This is a genomic window from Oscillibacter hominis (assembly GCF_014334055.1).
GTDB classification, from domain to species: domain Bacteria; phylum Bacillota; class Clostridia; order Oscillospirales; family Oscillospiraceae; genus Oscillibacter; species Oscillibacter hominis.
This window is the reverse complement of the sequence record NZ_CP060490.1, coordinates 1,739,976-1,756,609: the sequence shown is the minus strand read 5'-3', so window position 1 is coordinate 1,756,609 and position 16,634 is coordinate 1,739,976. Positions and strand designations below refer to the sequence as shown.

17 protein-coding genes and 1 riboswitch are annotated in these 16,634 nt (G+C 59.5%); of the genes, 11 read left to right on the top strand and 6 right to left on the bottom strand.

What is annotated here, in order from left to right; genetic code table 11:
• Positions 1 to 45: 45 nt before the first annotated feature.
• Genes mtnA through H8790_RS08745 form a run of 3 tightly spaced genes read right to left on the bottom strand, consistent with a single transcriptional unit; the run spans position 46 to position 2,604 of the window.
• A complete protein-coding gene (gene mtnA / locus H8790_RS08755) occupies positions 46 to 1,113 on the bottom strand; it encodes an S-methyl-5-thioribose-1-phosphate isomerase (RefSeq protein ID WP_187332160.1) in 1,068 nt (355 codons plus the stop codon).
• A 13-nt stretch (positions 1,114 to 1,126) separates the two neighbouring features.
• Positions 1,127 to 1,942, bottom strand: coding sequence for a DeoR/GlpR family DNA-binding transcription regulator (locus H8790_RS08750; protein ID WP_187332159.1), 816 nt, complete (start codon positions 1,940 to 1,942; stop codon positions 1,127 to 1,129).
• A 14-nt stretch (positions 1,943 to 1,956) separates the two neighbouring features.
• Positions 1,957 to 2,604, bottom strand: coding sequence for a class II aldolase/adducin family protein (locus H8790_RS08745; protein WP_187332158.1), 648 nt, complete (start codon positions 2,602 to 2,604; stop codon positions 1,957 to 1,959).
• A 335-nt stretch (positions 2,605 to 2,939) separates the two neighbouring features.
• On the opposite strand from H8790_RS08745, the gene H8790_RS08740 reads away from it, so the two are divergent.
• From H8790_RS08740 to H8790_RS08725, 4 genes are read left to right on the top strand one after another with little or no spacing between them, the layout of a single operon-like run.
• Positions 2,940 to 3,869, top strand: a complete 930-nt coding sequence (locus H8790_RS08740; protein WP_187332157.1) for a hypothetical protein — start codon at positions 2,940 to 2,942, stop codon at positions 3,867 to 3,869.
• A 43-nt stretch (positions 3,870 to 3,912) separates the two neighbouring features.
• Positions 3,913 to 4,392: an NUDIX hydrolase gene (locus H8790_RS08735; RefSeq protein WP_187332156.1), complete on the top strand. Its 480-nt coding sequence runs from the start codon at positions 3,913 to 3,915 to the stop codon at positions 4,390 to 4,392.
• The gene (locus H8790_RS08730; protein ID WP_187332155.1) at positions 4,389 to 4,823 is read left to right on the top strand and encodes a DUF523 domain-containing protein; all 435 of its coding nucleotides are present in this window, start codon (positions 4,389 to 4,391) and stop codon (positions 4,821 to 4,823) included. Before H8790_RS08735 ends, H8790_RS08730 begins: the two co-directional genes overlap by 4 nt.
• 20 nt (positions 4,824 to 4,843) lie before the next feature.
• The gene (locus H8790_RS08725) at positions 4,844 to 6,172 is read left to right on the top strand and encodes a sodium-dependent transporter (protein WP_187332154.1); all 1,329 of its coding nucleotides are present in this window, start codon (positions 4,844 to 4,846) and stop codon (positions 6,170 to 6,172) included.
• Positions 6,173 to 6,344: 172 nt separating this feature from the next.
• Here H8790_RS08725 and H8790_RS08720 read toward each other — a convergent pair whose 3' ends face one another.
• The 3 genes from H8790_RS08720 to H8790_RS08710 all read right to left on the bottom strand — a co-directional run bounded on the left by H8790_RS08720 (position 6,345) and on the right by H8790_RS08710 (position 11,345).
• Positions 6,345 to 8,126: a Na+/H+ antiporter NhaC family protein gene (locus H8790_RS08720; RefSeq protein ID WP_243208468.1), complete on the bottom strand. Its 1,782-nt coding sequence runs from the start codon at positions 8,124 to 8,126 to the stop codon at positions 6,345 to 6,347.
• Between the two features lie 88 nt (positions 8,127 to 8,214).
• Positions 8,215 to 8,396: riboswitch (Lysine riboswitch) on the bottom strand.
• A 132-nt stretch (positions 8,397 to 8,528) separates the two neighbouring features.
• Complete coding sequence (locus tag H8790_RS08715) at positions 8,529 to 9,869, bottom strand: uracil-xanthine permease family protein (protein ID WP_187332153.1); 1,341 nt, start codon at positions 9,867 to 9,869, stop codon at positions 8,529 to 8,531.
• A 282-nt stretch (positions 9,870 to 10,151) separates the two neighbouring features.
• Entirely contained in the window at positions 10,152 to 11,345 is a 1,194-nt protein-coding gene (locus H8790_RS08710) for a BTAD domain-containing putative transcriptional regulator (protein WP_187332152.1), read from the bottom strand.
• Between the two features lie 223 nt (positions 11,346 to 11,568).
• On the opposite strand from H8790_RS08710, the gene H8790_RS08705 reads away from it, so the two are divergent.
• The 7 genes from H8790_RS08705 to H8790_RS08675 all read left to right on the top strand — a co-directional run bounded on the left by H8790_RS08705 (position 11,569) and on the right by H8790_RS08675 (position 16,455).
• A complete protein-coding gene (locus tag H8790_RS08705; protein ID WP_187332151.1) occupies positions 11,569 to 12,573 on the top strand; it encodes a transglutaminase-like domain-containing protein in 1,005 nt (334 codons plus the stop codon).
• Between the two features lie 93 nt (positions 12,574 to 12,666).
• Entirely contained in the window at positions 12,667 to 13,707 is a 1,041-nt protein-coding gene (locus H8790_RS08700; RefSeq protein WP_187332150.1) for a type II secretion system F family protein, read from the top strand.
• A gap of 4 nt (positions 13,708 to 13,711) precedes the next feature.
• Positions 13,712 to 14,020: a hypothetical protein gene (locus H8790_RS08695; protein ID WP_187332149.1), complete on the top strand. Its 309-nt coding sequence runs from the start codon at positions 13,712 to 13,714 to the stop codon at positions 14,018 to 14,020.
• 11 nt (positions 14,021 to 14,031) lie between these two features.
• Positions 14,032 to 14,520, top strand: a complete 489-nt coding sequence (locus tag H8790_RS08690; RefSeq protein ID WP_187332148.1) for a DUF4860 domain-containing protein — start codon at positions 14,032 to 14,034, stop codon at positions 14,518 to 14,520.
• Positions 14,517 to 14,966, top strand: coding sequence for a type IV pilus modification PilV family protein (locus H8790_RS08685; RefSeq protein WP_187332147.1), 450 nt, complete (start codon positions 14,517 to 14,519; stop codon positions 14,964 to 14,966). The genes H8790_RS08690 and H8790_RS08685 overlap by 4 nt, the downstream gene beginning before the upstream one ends.
• On the top strand, positions 14,959 to 15,372 hold the full coding sequence (locus H8790_RS13995) for a hypothetical protein (RefSeq protein ID WP_187332146.1): 414 nt from the start codon (positions 14,959 to 14,961) through the stop codon (positions 15,370 to 15,372). Before H8790_RS08685 ends, H8790_RS13995 begins: the two co-directional genes overlap by 8 nt.
• Before the next feature lie 15 nt (positions 15,373 to 15,387).
• Entirely contained in the window at positions 15,388 to 16,455 is a 1,068-nt protein-coding gene (locus H8790_RS08675) for a type IV pilus twitching motility protein PilT (RefSeq protein ID WP_187332145.1), read from the top strand.
• Positions 16,456 to 16,634 lie beyond the last annotated feature (179 nt).

Sequence of the window (16,634 nt, the reverse complement as noted above, 5' to 3'; positions counted from 1 at the left end):
TGCTTCTTTATTTTTACAGTCTTTCGACTATAAAACCAAAGGAAATCAATCAAAGAGCTTCTTCAGGCTCTCGGTGAAGGGGGGATAGCAGATGCCCTTTTCCGTGATGATGCCGGTGACCAGGGTGTGGTCGGTGACGTCGAAAGCGGGGTTGTAGCACTTAACTTCCTTGAGGGCCATGGGCTCGACGTAGAACTTCTCTTTGATCTCCTCAGGATCCCGCAGCTCGATCTTGATATCGTCGCCGGTGGGGCAGTTCATGTCGATGGTGGAGGTGGGCCCCAGGGTGTAGAAGGGGATGCCGTAGTGCTTGGCCAGGATGGCCACTCCGGAGGTGCCGATCTTATTGGCAAAGTCGCCGTTGGCGGCGATGCGGTCGCAGCCAACGAAGCAGGCATTGACCCACCCGTTTTTCATGACAATGCTGGCCATGTTGTCGCAGATGAGCGTTACATCCACGCCAGCCTTCTGGAGTTCAAAAGAGGTGAGCCGGGCGCCCTGGAGCAGAGGCCGGGTCTCGTCGGAGAAGACGTGGAAGTTCATGCCCTGCTCCTTGCCTAACAGCATGGGGCCAATGGCGGTGCCGTAGCGGGAGGTGGCCAGGGGGCCGGCGTTGCAGTGGGTCAGGATGCCGTCTCCCTCGTGGAGCAGGGAGAGGCCGTATTCGGAGATCTTGCGGCACATGGCAATGTCTTCTTCGTGGATCTTGACGCACTCGCGGCCCAGCAGTTCCACGATCTCCCCCACGCCGGAGGAGGCGTTGCCGGCCACGACCTTCTCCATGCGGTTCAGTGCCCAGCTCAGGTTCACGGCGGTGGGCCGGGAGGAATTGAGGTACTCCTTCTGCCGGTGGAACTCCGCGGCAAAGGCGTCGTAGGGCTTGTCCGCATACTGCTGGCTCAGCACATACATGGCGTAGCCGGCAAAAATGCCGATGGCCGGAGCGCCCCGGACCCTCAGCTTCAAAATGGCCTCATAGCAGTCCTCCAACTGGTTCAATGTCAGATAGACCATGCGGTTGGGCAGCTGAGTCTGGTCAATGATGACAACGCTCTTTTTGTCATCAGACAGCTTCACATTGTCGATATGGGTAACCTGCTTGATTTCTTCCATGGTATTCCTCCTCTTATACTTGGGTGCCGTAGATGACGCGGACGCCGCTTTGCTCAAAGTTTCGCAGGCAGTCCGCCTGCCGTTGGCTGGCATTGGGCCAGCGGTCCGTGACCAGGGCGTAAATCTGCTCATAGGTGCAGTCCACATAGGGGGCGGAAGCGCCCAACTTGGTGTGGTCCGCCAGCACAAAAAGTTTGTCCGTCCGCTTTAAAAGCTCCCGCTTGGATTCCGATTCCTCGTAGTTCAGCTCCATCATGCCCTTTTCAAAGGAGAGGGCCGTGGCGGAGAAAAAGCACTTGCTGATGTTGATGTGCTGCAGCAGTTCCTGATCCCGCAGGCCGCTCAGGGACAAGGAGGACTTGCGCAGCAGCCCGCCCACCACCATGACGCTGACCGTCTCTGAATCGGAAAACTGGAGCGCCACATTCAAGCCATTTGTCACCACGGTGATGCGCTTTTCGTGGAGCAGGGGGCACATCTGCAAGGCGGAGGTGCTGGCGTCCAGGCCAATGATCTCCCCGTCCTCCACATAGGCCGCGGCCGCCCGGGCAATGGCTTTTTTCTCCTCCTGGCAGACGCGGAACCGCTCCTCCAAAGTGAGATCAGCGGAGGGGGCGGGAGCGTCCGAGGCGCTCCGGACAGAATCGCTGACCACGGCGCCGCCGTAAATCCGGGACACCATCCCCTCGTCCTCCAGCTCCTTCAGGTCCCGGTGAATGGTCATATAGGAGACGTTGAATTTCTGGGACAACTGGTTGATGTCAAGAAAATCATTGCGCTTGAGCATCTCCAATATTTCTTTTTTCCTGGTGTATGGCAGAGGCTTCATAGCGTTTGCTCCGATCACGCTTTGTCCTGTCCGTAGTGGTGTTCCACAAAGTCCTTCATGTACGCGACCTGCGCATCGGAAATGACGTGGGGGGTGCCCACCGCCAGAGACATCTGGTAGATCTGGGCGGTCATCTCCAGCACCGTGCACACCTTGAACGCCTGATCCATATCCTTTCCGACGCAGACGGCGCCGTGGTTGGCGATGAGGCATGCCGTCCCAGCATCCCCCAGGGCAGCGACCACGTTCCGGGCCAGCTCTTCGCTGCCGGGCAGGGCGTACTGCGTGGGGTAGACCGTTCCGCCCAAAGCCTGGGCCGCCTCGTCGATGATGGGCGGAATGGGCTGATGCAGGCAGGCAAAAACCTGGGAGTACAAGGGGTGGGTGTGGATGACGGCGTTGACCTCCGGCCGGGCGTTGAGAATTCCCAGGTGCATCCCCACCTCGATGGTGGGCTTTCTACGGCCCTCCGCCACAGTGCCGTCCAGCCGCATGACCACGATATCCTCATCGGTCAGCGTGTCGTAGGGCATGGCCGAGGGCGTTAAGTACACAAGACCGGTTTCGGGGTCACGGACACTGATGTTGCCCCACGTCTCCACCGTAAGGCCCTTGTGGAGCATCCGTTTTCCGGACTCCACCAAATGTGCTTTGTAGTTCATTTCAATCCTCCAGACAACAAAAAAGCCTGCCGCCAAGCCTCCATTTATAGCATTTCTTCTCTACAAACTTCAAACCTGTCCGGCAAGCCCGCCTATTGACCTTTTCAACAGTTGCATTTTATCACCACTTTCCCGCACTGTCAACATTTCTTATCACATTTTAACAAATACCTGGGATAAGCGACCCTAATATAATAGAGCATTCAACAAAAGTTAACAAAAGAGGGAGCGGAATTTTGCATGATCTGACAGTGAAAATTGGGAAAAGCGGTTGCTAAAGAACGGGAACTGGGCTATGATAAAAAAACCAAACGAATGGAAGGGAGGGGGAAGGAATGCAGAAAGACCGCGGCTTGAACAAAATCATCAAGAAGGCGGAGGGGAAACCGCTGCTGGAGGGGCTGGCGGAGCTGTCCCAATCCGAGTGGAGCAGTCTGCAGCTGGCGCTGGACCACCTCCGTGCGGAACGGCTCACAGCGCCGGATGTGCTCAGGCGATATGAGCAGAGCCGGTTTGTCCGGCCCAGCCCTCTGAACGCCCTGAAGTTTCACCGCCTGGAGGCTGCGCTTTTGGCCCTGGCGGAGAAGCAGGGCTTTGAAAGTGTTCTGCTCTCGCCGGTATCGCCCTTTGGAAGCTGCTCCGTGTTCGGGTGTGTGGATCAGAACAATGTGGTCGGCGCGGGGCGAGGACTGGAGGTACTGGCGGACCCAACCAATGCTCTGGCCCTGGAGCTTGGAGCAAGGATCAAAGGAGGCGCCGGTTCTGAAGAACTCCACCTCTGTACCACCGCACGGGTGGTCAGAGGGCAGAATTTTTCCGGCAAGGGGATGCTGCCGCACTTCGGCATTTTCTGCATGGTCTCGCGGGGCCGGGATTCCGCCGGCGGATATAGCTGCGAAAAGGCGCTGCTGCGCCGCCAGCTCCGGTGCTGTCAGGCACTGTACGGTACGCAGATGTCGCTGACACTGCGCCGCCGGGCAGGCTACAGCGACCCCGACGGATTTTTGGAGGCCATGAAAGCCTTTGTCCAGGAGGAACTGCCGGAACTTCCGGTGCAGATAGAGGAGCAGGAGGAGAACGCCTACTACAAGGGTCTGAACTTCAAGATTTACCGGACCGCCCACGGCGAGACCTTTGAGGTGGGGGACGGGGGCTTTGTGGACTGGATGGAACAGCTTGTGGGAAACCGGAAGGAGCGCTGCCTCATCAGCGGCCTCGGCATGGATCGGATGCTGCTCTTTGACGAGGTGGATACCTTATTATAATATATAGGACACGCAGCCGGCCGGACCGGCGGGAGGGATATCAATGCGGAATACCACACTGGGATATATTGAACGCACGGTTGAGGGGCGCAGACAGTACCTGATGCTGCACCGTGTCAAAAAGAAGAACGATCTCAACCACGACAAGTGGATTGGGATCGGCGGGAAATTTGAGGACAAGGAGAGCCCGGAGGACTGCATGCTCCGGGAGGCCAAGGAGGAGACGGGCCTGACGCTGAAGCGCATGAGATACCGGGGCCTGGTCACCTTTGTCTCCAACCTCTATGAGACGGAGTACATGCACCTGTTTACCGCCGACGACTTCACCGGGGAGCTGATCGAGTGCGATGAGGGAGACTTGGAGTGGATTGACCGGGATCGGCTGATGGCCCTGCCCCAGTGGGAGGGCGATAGGATTTTTCACTCCCTGTTGGAGCAGGAGGTGCCTTTTTTCTCCTTAAAACTCCAGTATGAAGGGGATACATTGGTGCTGGCGGTGCTCAATGGGGAGCGGATCCGATGACGGGCCCGGTTTTGGTGAGTGCCTGCCTACTGGGCAGGTGCTGCCGGTATGATGGGACTGGGAAAGCGCTTCCTGAGCTCATACGCCTGGGGGAGCGCCGCCGCCTGGTGCCGGTCTGCCCGGAGTGTTTGGGCGGCCTGCCCACGCCCCGGCCGCCTGCGGAGCGGCAGGGGGAACGGGTGGTCAACCAGGAGGGGGACGATGTGACGGAGGCCTATTGCCGGGGAGCGGAGCAGGCGCTGCGTATTGCCCGGGAGCAGGGCTGCACAGTGGCGGTGCTCAAGGAGCGCAGCCCGTCCTGCGGCGCCGGGCAGATTTACGACGGAACCTTCCGGCATATCCTGACAGCAGGGGACGGCGTGACGGCGGAGCTTTTGCGCAAAAACGGCATCACGGTGGTGGGGGAATCGCAGATTCACACGCTGCTGTGATCGAAGAGGGAGAGAGGACGATGGAGAAAAGAGATCAGTTTACGGGGAAGTGGGGCTTTATTGTGGCCTGCATCGGCTCCGCGGTGGGGATGGGCAATATCTGGCTGTTTCCCGCCCGGGTGTCCCAATACGGCGGCGCAGCTTTCCTGATCCCCTATTTTATCTGTGTGGTGGTCATCGGCTACACCGGGGTCATCGGGGAGATGGCCTTTGGCCGGGCCATGGAGGCGGGGCCCCTTGTGGCCTTTGGAAAAGCCACGGAGCGCTCCGGAAGGGGCAGGCGCCTGGGAGAGGCGCTGGCGCTGATTCCGGTGCTGGGCAGTTTGGCGCTTGCCATCGGTTATTCCGTTGTGGTGGGGTGGATTTTGAAATACGCCGCCGGGGCCATCACCGGCTCTGCCCTGGTGCCCGCGTCTGTGGGAGGGTTCGAAGCTGCCTTCGGCGCGACGGCCTCCGCGTTTGGCAGTGTGGGCTGGCAACTGGCGGGCCTTGGTGTGGTGTTTGCCATCATGGTGTTTGGCATTTCCTCCGGGATTGAGCGGGCCAACCGGATCATGATGCCCCTCTTTTTCCTCCTGTTCATCGGTGTGGCGGTCTATGTGGCCACCTTGGGCGGTGCCGGCGCCGGCTACCGCTACCTCTTTGTACCGGAGTCCTGGGGCGCCCTGCTCAACCCCAAGACCTGGCTCTATGCATTGGGACAGGCATTTTTCTCCCTGTCGCTGGCCGGCTCCGGCACGCTGGTCTACGGCTCTTACTTGAAAAAGGACGCGGACATCCCCTTCTGCGCCAGGAATGTGGCGCTGTTCGACACACTGGCCGCGCTGATCGCCGCGCTGGCCATCATCCCCGCCATGACCATCGCCGGCGTGGACGCCACGCAAAGCGGACCGGGACTGATGTTCATCTATCTGCCGGGCGTTTTTAAGCAGATGCCCGGCGGTAGGATCGTGATGATTGTCTTCTTCGTAGCCGTGCTGTTTGCAGGGCTGAGTTCGCTCATCAACCTCTTTGAGTCCCCCATCGAAGCGCTGCAAACCCGGTTTGGCTTCTCCCGGCGCAAGGCGGTTGCGGCCGTGGGCGCGGTGGGCGCCGTGGTGGGCGTGTGTGTGGAGGGCATTGTGTCCGGCTGGATGGACGTGTGTTCCATTTACCTCTGCCCCATTGGGGCGCTGTTAGCGGGCGTCCTGTTTTTCTGGGTGTGCGGAAAGAACTTTGTCCGCTCCCAGATCGACCAGGGGGCGGCCCGGCCTTTGGGAAAGGCATTTGAGCCCATGAGCAAGTACGGGTTTTGCGGCCTTACGCTCCTGGTTCTGGTGTTAGGCAGCGTATTTGGCGGAATCGGATAAAAGGAAGGAGCGGCGCAGTAAGCGCCGCTCCTTTTGTCCTCCTCTTTTGATGACCGCAGTCAGGCGGGAAAAGGCCTGGGATTTGGCAGCCAATTGAACCCATGAAGTGAAATTGCTGTTTTACATGAGCCGTAAAAAAGGCTGTGCTTTTCAGGCACAGCCTTTTTTGCCTTTAGTTGTTGGCCGTGGCAGGTTCAGAGGCCTTTTTGGGAGCTCCTCTGCCATGAACAGAGCGGATGACCATCAGCGCCAAAACCATCAGCACTACGGAGATGGGCAGCACCACCAGGGCATTGGGGATTAGGCCGGCAATGAGGTAGCTGACAAAGCTGACCGCTGCCACAGTGACGGCATAGGGCAGCTGAGTGGACACGTGGCTCACATGATCGCACTGGGCACCGGCGGAGGCCATGATGGTGGTGTCGGAGATAGGGGAGCAGTGGTCGCCGCAGACAGCGCCGGCCATGCAGGCGGACACGCACACGATGGACAGGGGATTGCCGCTGTCCAGGGGGAACACGAACAGCACGATGGGAATCAGGATGCCGAAGGTGCCCCAGGAGGTGCCGGTGGCAAAGGCCAGCAGGCAGCCGATGACGAACACGATGGCGGGCAGGAACATCATGAAGTTCTCCGCAGAGGCCTTGACCACGGCGGCCACGAATTCACGGGCGCCCAGGGAATCGGTCATGGCCTTCAGGCTCCAGGCGAAGGTCAGGATCATGATGGCGGGCACCATGGCCTTGAAACCCTCGGGGATGCTGGACATGATCTCCTTGAAGCTCATGGAGCGGCGGATGAGGTAGAACGCCATGGTGAAGACCAGGCCGAAGAAGGAACCCAGCATAAGGCCCACCGACGCATCGGAACCGGAGAAGGCGTCCACAAAGCTTGCGCCGGAGAAAAAGCCGCCGGAGTAGATCATGCCCACGATGCAGCAGGCCACCAGCACCAGGATGGGCAGCACCAGGTCGATGACCCGGCCCTTGTTTTCAGGTACATCGTCATCCATGCCGGCATAGGGGTTGGCGCCGGAGAAGAGGTCGCCTGCCAGCGCGTTGGACTCGTTGGCCGCCATGGGGCCGTAATCCATTTTGAATCCCACCAGGCAGACCATGGTCACGATGGTCAAAAGCGCATAGAAGTTAAAGGGGATGGCGCGGATGAAGAGGGCCAGGCCGGAGCCGTCGTCCACAAAGCCGGAGACGGCGGCGGCCCAGGAGGAGATGGGCGCGATGATGCAGATGGGCGCGGCGGTGGAGTCGATGAGATAGGCCAGCTTTGCACGGGAGACATTGTGCTTGTCAGTGACCGGGCGCATCACAGAGCCCACGGTCAGGCAGTTGAAGTAGTCGTCGATGAAAATAAGGCAGCCCAAGACAATGGTGGCCAGCTGGGCGCCCGCCCGGCTCTTGATGTTCTTTGCCGCCCAGCGGCCGAACGCGGCGCTGCCGCCGGCCTTGTTCATCAGACACACCATGGCACCCAAAACCACCAGGAAGATGAGGATGCCCACGTTGTAGCCGTCGGAGAGCACGGAGACGATTCCGTCCTGGAACACATGGAGCACGGTGCCCTCAAAGCTGAAGTTGGAGTAGAGCATGCCGCCCACCAAAATGCCGATGAACAACGAGGAGTAGACCTCCTTGGTGATCAGCGCCAGGCCGATTGCGATGACCGGGGGGACCAGGGCCCAGGCGGACTCATAGTAGTTGCTGGAAGCGGCCACCTGGCCTGCGCCGCCGCAGGTGGCGCAGACATTGGACCCGCCGCAGCTTTCGCAGGCAGCGTCGGTGCCATAGCAGCTCATGCAGATGCCGTAGCCCTGGCAGTCAGGGCAGTCCACCATCTTTTGAGAGGCGTCGGCCGCCAGGGCGGATACGGTGACCAGCAGCACCAGTGCTGCGGCCAGGATGATGCGGGATACGATTCTTCTTCGGTTTGTGCTGTGCATGAAAAAACCCTCCTGTAAAAAAATTTGAAGCCATGATTTCTATCATGACTTCATACAGGTGGGCGCAATGGTGCCAATAGTCGTATGCGATCATGATAGCACTCCATCGCCCGTTACCGGCGCGATGACAGTCCGCAGGATGTTCTCCCACGGCCCGGAATCCCCCCGCCAGGCAGCTGTCAGGGGAAACCTCGGCGGCAGCCCCTTTCCGTTCCCGATGCCTGTCGTTTAATGGAACGTACTCCTGGATGCCGCGCCTCTATCACAAGTCTTCAATTGTGCTTTATTATACGGAAAGAATGGAGCTTGTCAACCGCTTGTCAATAAAAATGCAATTTTTCTTGCACAGATGACAAAGGAGCGCCAAAATTTGGCGCTCCTTTTTGTGATATTCACAAGCGATCAATACCGTCCCAGGTCGGCGGAGGCGTCAGAGTTGGCGGTTTTGCCGAACTGATAGTCGTTGCCGGGCAGCACTGCGTTGAGCGCAATGCCCACCAGGGCGGCGGTGGCGATGCCGGAGAGCTTGATGGTGATGGAGCCCAGGGCGAACACGATGGCCTCGTCGCTGCCGGTGCCGTATTTGATTCCCACGGCCAGCACCAGGATCAGGGCGGCGATGATGACGTTGCGGCTCTTGGTGAAGTCCACTTGGTTTTCCACCACATTCCGCACACCCACGGCGGAGATCATGCCGTAGAGGATCAGGGACACGCCGCCCAGGGTGGCCTGGGGCATGGCTTCGATGACGGCGGCAAACTTGGGGCTGAAGGAGAGGATAATGGCAAACACGGCGGCCAGGCGGATGACACGGGGATCGTAGACCCGGGTCAGGTTCAAAACGCCGGTGTTTTCACCGTAGGTGGTGTTGGCCGGGGCGCCGAACAAAGACGCGGCGATGGTGGCCAGGCCGTCGCCCAACAGGGAGCGGTGCAGGCCGGGATCCTCGATGAAGTTGTCGCCCACAGTGGAGGAGATGGCGGACATGTCGCCGATGTGCTCCATGATGGTGGCAATGGAGATGGGGACAATGGTGATGGCCGCGGTGATCAGCAGTGAGACGTCGGGGTTCTGGAAAATGGAGAACACCGTATTGCTCCACTGGAAGGGCAGGCCGAACCAGGCCGCCTCCTGAACGGCGGTGAAGTCCACATTGTTGGTGACGGCCGCCACCCCATAGGAGGCGATGATGCCCAACAGGATGGGGATGATCTTCACCATGCCTCTGCCCCAGATGTTGCAGACGATGACCACCACAATGGCCACCAGCGCGATGCCCCAGTTCTGGGCACAGCAGGAGAGCGCCCAGCCGGACAGGCACAGTCCGATGGCGATGATAATGGGACCTGTGACAATGGGGGGGAAGAAGCGCATGACCTTATTGGCGCCAAAGGCCTTGAACAGGGCGGAGATCACCAGGTACAAGAGGCCCGCACAGGCCACGCCGAAGCAGGCGTAGGGCAGAAGCTCCGGCTCACCGCCCGGGGCGATGGTGGTATAGGCCGCCAGGAAGGCAAAGGAGGAGCCTAAGAAGGCGGGCACCTTACGCTTGGTCAGAAGGTGGAACAGCAGTGTGCCCAAGCCGGCAAAGAGCAGCGTGGCGGAGACACTGAGGCCGGTGATGGCCGGCACCAGCACAGTGGCGCCGAACATGGCGAACATATGCTGGAGGCCCAACACCAGCATTTTGGGAGTGCCCAGGGTACGGGCGTCAAGGACAGGTTTCATCTCGGTTTCTTTCATGACGTTTCTCCTCTCACAATTTGGGGCCCGGATAAAATTTTCCCACATCCGGGCAAAAAAAATACCGGCAGAAAGCCGGTCAAAAAGGGAACAGGAGAAAAGGAACAGACTGTTTCACACACTTCAACATCGCAGTTCCCTCCTCCATTTGATTGAAAATTATTATACGGAAGGGGAGAAAAAAATGCAAGCCCTTTCTTCGATAAGATGTGACGGAAATTTCCCCAAAAGCTTGTCGAATCTGACAAAGAAAGAGAGAAGGCGAAAGCCTTCTCTCCTGGCTTAACATGTGGGGTCCAGTGGCTGCACACTGTAGCGCAGCAGGGCTGGGGAGTGGGGGTACTGGCGTCCAAACTGCCTGACGATGCGCTCCATGACCCTGCAGCTGTTTTCATAGTTGGCCCGGGGCAGCAGGATGATAAACTGGGAGACGCTGCACCGGGACGCGACGTCACCCCTCCGCAGGCTCAGCCGGACCAATTCGCACAGATTCTCCATGCAGCGGTCCAAACTGCGCTTAGCAAGCTTGGAGCCCTTCATGCTTGTGACGCTCAAAAGGGCGATGTGGGCGGCGTCGCCGCTGCGGGCCACGCTGCGGGCCTCTGCCCGGTAGATGGCCTTGAAAAAGTCATAGTCGCACACCAGGGCGCCGGGAGCAGACGAGGGCTCCTTCAACTGATCCCGCACGGCACTGATGTCCACCTCGTGCTCATTGGTGGAACGGATGGCCTCGCGGTACAGCGCCTTGATTTCATCGGAGGGCATGACGCCGAACCGGTCGAACAGCATGTCGCTCATGCTCTCAAATACGGTGGCCGCCGCCTGCTGGTTGCCCATGTCCAGCAGCTGGCGCATAAGATGGTAGTAAAGGAACTCGTCGCAGGCTTCGATCTCAATGGCCTTGCGGCATACGGCTGCGGCTTCGTCCAGCCTGCCCAGTTCCTCCAGCAGAGGAATCACCTCGTGGACGGTCTGGGTATACAGGTTGTGGAAGTATGTATTGACCGGCACCACCCAGGGTTCGGTGGCCAGCTTGGGAAGGAAATCACCACTGTAGATCTCCAGCGCCTGAAGATAGGAGACAAGGCGCTGCTCCGGCTCCTTCTGGGCCTTGCCCGCCTTGCAGAAGGACTCGAACTGGTCCACATCATAGGTAAACGTCAGGTCGGGATTCCACGCGTAGTCACCCTGGCGGCGGACGATCAGCTCGTGGCCCACGCTGCCTCCCAACTGATTGAGCATGGTACGCACCCGATGGAACATGGTTTTCAGGGCGTTGGCCGGATTGGAACTGCTCTCCTCCTCTCCCCACAGAAGATCGATCAGCTCCTCCTGCGAAATGCTGCGGTGCCGGAAATAGATCATATAGGCCAGCAGCAGCCACACCTTCCGGGAGCGGTTGTCGCTGTCATTGATCGCATCTGCACCGTTGCTGATGGAGAACTCCCCTAACATGCAAACACGCAAATCATCCATATAAACACACCTGCCTTTCAAGTTGGGGGAGACCGCCCCAGCTTTTCAAGTATCCATACTAAGTTATATTATCATAAAAAAATCAGCCGTGCAATGAAAACTCGGCTGAGTTACATGGAAAAAGCACAGATGAAAAAATTTCCCAAAATGTACTTCCATTTTAAACTGGATGTGCTATAATACTTCATAAGGTATGGATTACTGTGGAAAGGAAGCAGGCAGGATGAACAGAAACCGCTTGGCCGCCCTGTTGACGGCGGCGATGCTATTTTGTACCGGCTGTGCAAGCAGCGAGGTTCCCGACGGCAGCGACGTGCCCATGGGCGCCGCCGTCACAAAGGCATTTTCACAGTCCGTGGAAGTAAAAGACGCCGATCCCACTGCGGAGCTGGCCGTGTTGGCCACCGATCCCGCGGTGATCAACGGCTTGATGCCCGTTGCCTCCGGCACCCAGGTCAAGGAGAACGCCAGTGCGGTGATCGACTACTCCAACACCGCCGACGGCTATGTGATGGTCAAGTACACCGCCTCCACATCCAAGAAACTGAAGGCCCAGGTCAAAGGGCCCAGCGGTGTCACGTACACCTATAACCTGACCGCCGGAGCGGACTATGCCACCTTCCCCCTTTCCGACGGCAATGGAAGCTATCAGGTCAGCATCTTTGAGAATATCTCCGGCACCAGCTACTCCACGGTGCTCTCCGTCTCTTTCACCGCATCTCTGAAGGATGAATTTGCGCCGTTCCTGCTGCCCAACCAGTATGTAAACTACACGCCTGAGAGCAAGACTGTGGCGAAGGCGGCGGAGCTGACCTCCGGTGTGTCGGATACGCTGAAAAAAGTGCAGAAGGTCTACGAGTTTGTGGTGGACAACATTTCCTACGACTACGAGAAAGCGGCGTCTGTGAAGAGCGGATACCTGCCTGTGCTGGACACGGTGCTGGCGCAGAAGAAGGGGATTTGCTTTGACTACGCGGCGCTGATGACAGCCATGCTCCGCAGCCAGGATGTCCCCACCAAACTTGTGGTGGGCTACAGCGGGGATATCTACCATGCATGGATCAACGTCTACTCCCCGGAGTCCGGCTGGGTGGAGAATGTGGTCTATTTCGACGGCACCACCTGGAAACTGATGGACCCCACCTTTGCCTCCACCGGGAACCAGAGCAAGGAAATCATGAAATACATTGGCGACGGCAAGAACTACAGCGCCAAATATATTTATTGAGAGCCGTTCGGAAAGTCTTTACTTATAAGTGGATATTATGTAAAATGGACTTGCCTGTGCAAGTCCATTTTTTATCGAATCATGGAGAATGATATGAAAAAGAGATATTTGTCGTCAGGATACCTGTCCGCCTTCTGCCTGGAGCTCTCCGTCATGCTCCACGCCGGCATCGGCGTGGGGGACGGCCTGCATTTGCTGGCGGAGGACGGGGATCAGGAGTCGGAGCTGCTCAGGGAGCTGGCCGGGGCGGTGGACGGAGGGGAGCCCCTCTCCGCGGCCATGGCCGCCACGCAGGCGTTTCCCGACTATGCGGTGTATCTGGCCGGGGCTGGGGAACAAACCGGCCGGCAGGAGGAAGCCTTCCGGGCCCTTGCCGCCTACTATGACACGATAGAGCGGATGGGAAACCGCATCCGCGGCGCCCTGACCTATCCGGCGATTTTGCTGCTGATGATGCTGGCGGTGATCGTGGTGCTGCTGGCAAAGGTACTGCCGGTCTTTGAGTCGGTATTTGCCCGGCTGGGCGGACAAATGACCGGCCTTGCCGGCGGGCTGCTGGCCCTGGGCGGTGTGCTGAACCGCATGCTGCCGGTGCTTTGTGTGGTACTGGCCTTGGTGCTGGCCCTGGTCGCGGCCTTTTCCGTGAGCCTGCCCTTCCGGAACTGGGCGGGACGGTTTTGGCAGCGCCGCCGGGGAGACCGGGGCATTGCCGGAAAGGTGGGAGCGGCCCAGTTTGCCGCGGCGCTGTCCATGGGGATGGCCAGCGGCCTGCCGGTGGAGGAAGCGCTGGCCATGGCCACCTCGCTCCACAGCGAGAACGCCGCCATGGAGCGGCGTTACAATGACTGCCGTTCCCGTCTGGACGAGGGGGCGGGCCTTGCGGAGGCGCTGCGCCAGAGCGGCCTGCTGCCTCCTGCTTTTTGCCGGATGCTGTCCCTTGGTATCCGCAGCGGCAGCGGCGACACGGTGATGGCAGAGATTTCGCGGCGGCTTCAGACGGACGCGGAGCGCAGCGTGGAGGAGACAGTGAGCCGGGTGGAGCCGGGCATTGTGATCGTCTCTTCCCTTTTGGTGGGCGGCATTTTGCTGTCCGTGATGCTGCCTCTGGTGCGGATCATGTCCGCCATCGGGTGAGCGTATGAAAAAGGGAAGAACGCGATGGACTGCCTGGCTTCTCCTGCCGGTGACCGCCGCCTTGGCTCTGACGCTTTTGATGGGGGCCCTGGCCCATGTGGATGCGTCCCAGAGCGAGGAGGGGCGCAAACAGCTGGAGGAGAGCATACGCCGGGCGGCCGTCAGCAGCTACGCCTCAGAGGGGGTTTACCCCGCCACGCTGGAGGAGCTGGAACAAGGCTACGGCATCCAGGTGGATGAGACGCGCTACGCAGTGTTTTATGAGATTTTTGCCGACAACATCATGCCGGAGATCACAGTCCTTGCACGCTGAGGAGGGGAAAGATGAAGCGACATTCCATCGGGGGCATATTCGTCCTGCTGACTTTCGGCGTGCTGTCTTCAGCAATCCTGCTGGTGCTCCTGCTTGGCGCGGACAGCTACCGCCAGCTGAGCGAGCGGGGCGGTGCGAGCTATGAAAAGCGGATATGCGTCCAATATATTGCATCAAAGGTGCGGCACAATGATGTTCCGGGCGGCGTTTTTGTGGATGGCTTCTCCTCGGATGAGGAGGGCATCCCCACGCTGTACCTGGCCCGCGAGGTGGAGGGGGAGCCCTACTACACCCGGATTTACTACTATGATGGATCGGTGCGGGAGCTGTTTGCTTCGGCGCTGGAGGAGTTTTCGCCGGAGGACGGCAACGAGGTCATGGCCGCGGGCGCTCTGAATTTTTGGGAGGGCGACGGGGAGCTGACGGTGGAGGCCACGGACACAAAGGGCGAGGTCACTGCATTGACGCTGGCGCTTCGAAGCGGGGAGGCGGACGCATGAACCAGAACCGATCGGCACTTGTGCTGATGGAGCAGGTGGTGATGATCCTTGTGTTCGCCATTGCCGCGGCCCTGTGCGTGCAGGCGTTTGCCCTCTCCAACCAAAAGTCCCGGGAGAGCGCTGCCCTGGATCAGGCGGTCCTCCTGGCCCAGAATGCCGCGGAGCTGATGAAGCACGCGGGGGAGGACCCGGCCCATGCCATGGAGGCTGCCCGGGAGGGCATGGGGGGCCAGATTTCCCAGGGAATGTGGTATGTGCTCTACGATGGCGGCTGGAACGCGGTTTCCGAGGGGGCGTCCTACCGGCTGGAGGTATTCCCGGGGGCGCTGGGCGGCCTGGAACCCCAGGAGGGGCTGGTGCAGGCCTTGGTCCGGGTATCCCATGAGGATGGCCAGGAAATTTTCTCCCTGCCCATCGCATGGCAGGAGGTGAGCGGCCGTGGATGAGAACCGTTCCAGCCCGCCCGCTGTGGGCGGAAGCTCACTTTTGGTGATGTTCGCGGTGCTCTGCCTGGTGATATTCGCGCTGCTGAGCCTCTCCACCATGACGGCGGACGTCTCGCTGTCCCAGCGCAGCGCACAGGCGGTGGCGGAGTACTATGCGGCGGACTGGGAGGCGGAGCGCATTTTGGCGCTGCTGCGCCAGGGCCAGGTGTTGGAGTCGGTGGAGGAGTCGGCGGCGGAGGACGGCACCGTTTCCTACCGCTATGCCGTGGAAATCTCCGGCTCTCAGGAACTGCGTGTCCAGGTGGACTTCGATAAAGATCGGATACATTATGATATAGCACAATGGCAGCAGGTCTCCACCGGCGATTGGCAGCCGGAGGAGGAGCTTCCGGTTTATACAGGCTGAAAAAGGAGCGGAGACATGTCTGATTTGATCGATTATCTGCGCCGGGCCGTGGAGGACGGGGCATCCGATATCTTCATTGTGGCCGGCGGCATGGTGAGTTATAAGCGGGACGGGCGGATCCTGCCCATCAGTGACACCAAAGTGTTTCCCCCGGAAACGGAGCGGCTGATCGGGGAGATCTACCGCATGGCTGGCCGGGAGCAGGACCGCTACCTAAAGACCGGGGACGACGACTTTTCCTTTGCCCAGCCCGGCCTGGCCCGCTTCCGGGTCAGCACTTACCGCCAGCGCGGCTCCATGGCCGCGGTGATCCGTGTGGTGTCCTTTGAGATTCCGGACCACAGGGCCCTGGGCATCCCCGACTCCGTGATGGAGGTGGCGGACGTGAGCCACGGCATGGTGGTGATTTCCGGCACGGCGGGCAGCGGGAAATCCACCACCCAGGCCTGCCTCATCGACCGGATCAACCGAACCCGCAGCGCCCACGTCATTACCCTGGAGGACCCCATCGAGTTCCTCTATCGGGATGAAAAGAGCATCATCAGCCAGCGGGAGATCGCCATTGACACGGCGGATTACCTCTCCGCGCTGCGCTCCTGCCTGCGCCAGGCGCCGGACGTGATCCTGCTGGGAGAGATGCGGGACTATGAGACCATCCGCACCGCCATGACCGCCGCAGAGACAGGGCATCTGGTCATCACTACTCTGCATACCCAGGGGGCGGTGAGCACCATCGACCGGATCATCGACATTTTCCCGCCGGCCCAGCAGGCCCAGGTCCGCACGCAGCTTTCCATGGTGCTGCACTCGGTGATCTCCCAGCAGCTGCTCCCGGGGAGTAAGGGCGGCCGGGTACCGGCCATGGAGGTCATGCGGGTCAACGGCGCCATCCGCAACATGATCCGTGACAGCAAGAACTACCAGATCGACAACGTGATACAGACTTCCTCCGCGGAGGGGATGATCTCCATGGATCAGGCGATCTGGAAGCTCTGCCAGGAGGGGGCCATCGGCGCAGAGACGGCGGCGGACTACGCCGTGAACCCGGAGCAGATGCGCCGCCGGCTGGCTCAGGGGAACTGAATAGAAAAAGCGGAGTCCCAATCCGGCTTTGCGTTTCCAGCAAAATAATCATGCAAAAGCACCCAATTCTGGGTGCTTTTGCCCTTTTGTATCAACATAAGGACGAGCAATCAAGCTTCCAAAAGGTGGTATATGACATGGGAGGAAACCTTGCAAAATACTAAGAAATACTGTATAAT

Bases quoted from the DNA above. Each gene is read 5' to 3' on its own strand.
- mtnA (WP_187332160.1), bottom strand. From the start codon at position 1,113: ATGGAAGAAATCAAGCAGGTTACCCATATCGACAATGTGAAGCTGTCT.
- H8790_RS08750 (WP_187332159.1), bottom strand. From the start codon at position 1,942: ATGAAGCCTCTGCCATACACCAGGAAAAAAGAAATATTGGAGATGCTC.
- H8790_RS08745 (WP_187332158.1), bottom strand. From the start codon at position 2,604: ATGAACTACAAAGCACATTTGGTGGAGTCCGGAAAACGGATGCTCCAC.
- H8790_RS08740 (WP_187332157.1), top strand. From the start codon at position 2,940: ATGCAGAAAGACCGCGGCTTGAACAAAATCATCAAGAAGGCGGAGGGG.
- H8790_RS08735 (WP_187332156.1), top strand. From the start codon at position 3,913: ATGCGGAATACCACACTGGGATATATTGAACGCACGGTTGAGGGGCGC.
- H8790_RS08730 (WP_187332155.1), top strand. From the start codon at position 4,389: ATGACGGGCCCGGTTTTGGTGAGTGCCTGCCTACTGGGCAGGTGCTGC.
- H8790_RS08725 (WP_187332154.1), top strand. From the start codon at position 4,844: ATGGAGAAAAGAGATCAGTTTACGGGGAAGTGGGGCTTTATTGTGGCC.
- H8790_RS08720 (WP_243208468.1), bottom strand. From the start codon at position 8,126: ATGCACAGCACAAACCGAAGAAGAATCGTATCCCGCATCATCCTGGCC.
- H8790_RS08715 (WP_187332153.1), bottom strand. From the start codon at position 9,869: ATGAAAGAAACCGAGATGAAACCTGTCCTTGACGCCCGTACCCTGGGC.
- H8790_RS08710 (WP_187332152.1), bottom strand. From the start codon at position 11,345: ATGGATGATTTGCGTGTTTGCATGTTAGGGGAGTTCTCCATCAGCAAC.
- H8790_RS08705 (WP_187332151.1), top strand. From the start codon at position 11,569: ATGAACAGAAACCGCTTGGCCGCCCTGTTGACGGCGGCGATGCTATTT.
- H8790_RS08700 (WP_187332150.1), top strand. From the start codon at position 12,667: ATGAAAAAGAGATATTTGTCGTCAGGATACCTGTCCGCCTTCTGCCTG.
- H8790_RS08695 (WP_187332149.1), top strand. From the start codon at position 13,712: ATGAAAAAGGGAAGAACGCGATGGACTGCCTGGCTTCTCCTGCCGGTG.
- H8790_RS08690 (WP_187332148.1), top strand. From the start codon at position 14,032: ATGAAGCGACATTCCATCGGGGGCATATTCGTCCTGCTGACTTTCGGC.
- H8790_RS08685 (WP_187332147.1), top strand. From the start codon at position 14,517: ATGAACCAGAACCGATCGGCACTTGTGCTGATGGAGCAGGTGGTGATG.
- H8790_RS08675 (WP_187332145.1), top strand. From the start codon at position 15,388: ATGTCTGATTTGATCGATTATCTGCGCCGGGCCGTGGAGGACGGGGCA.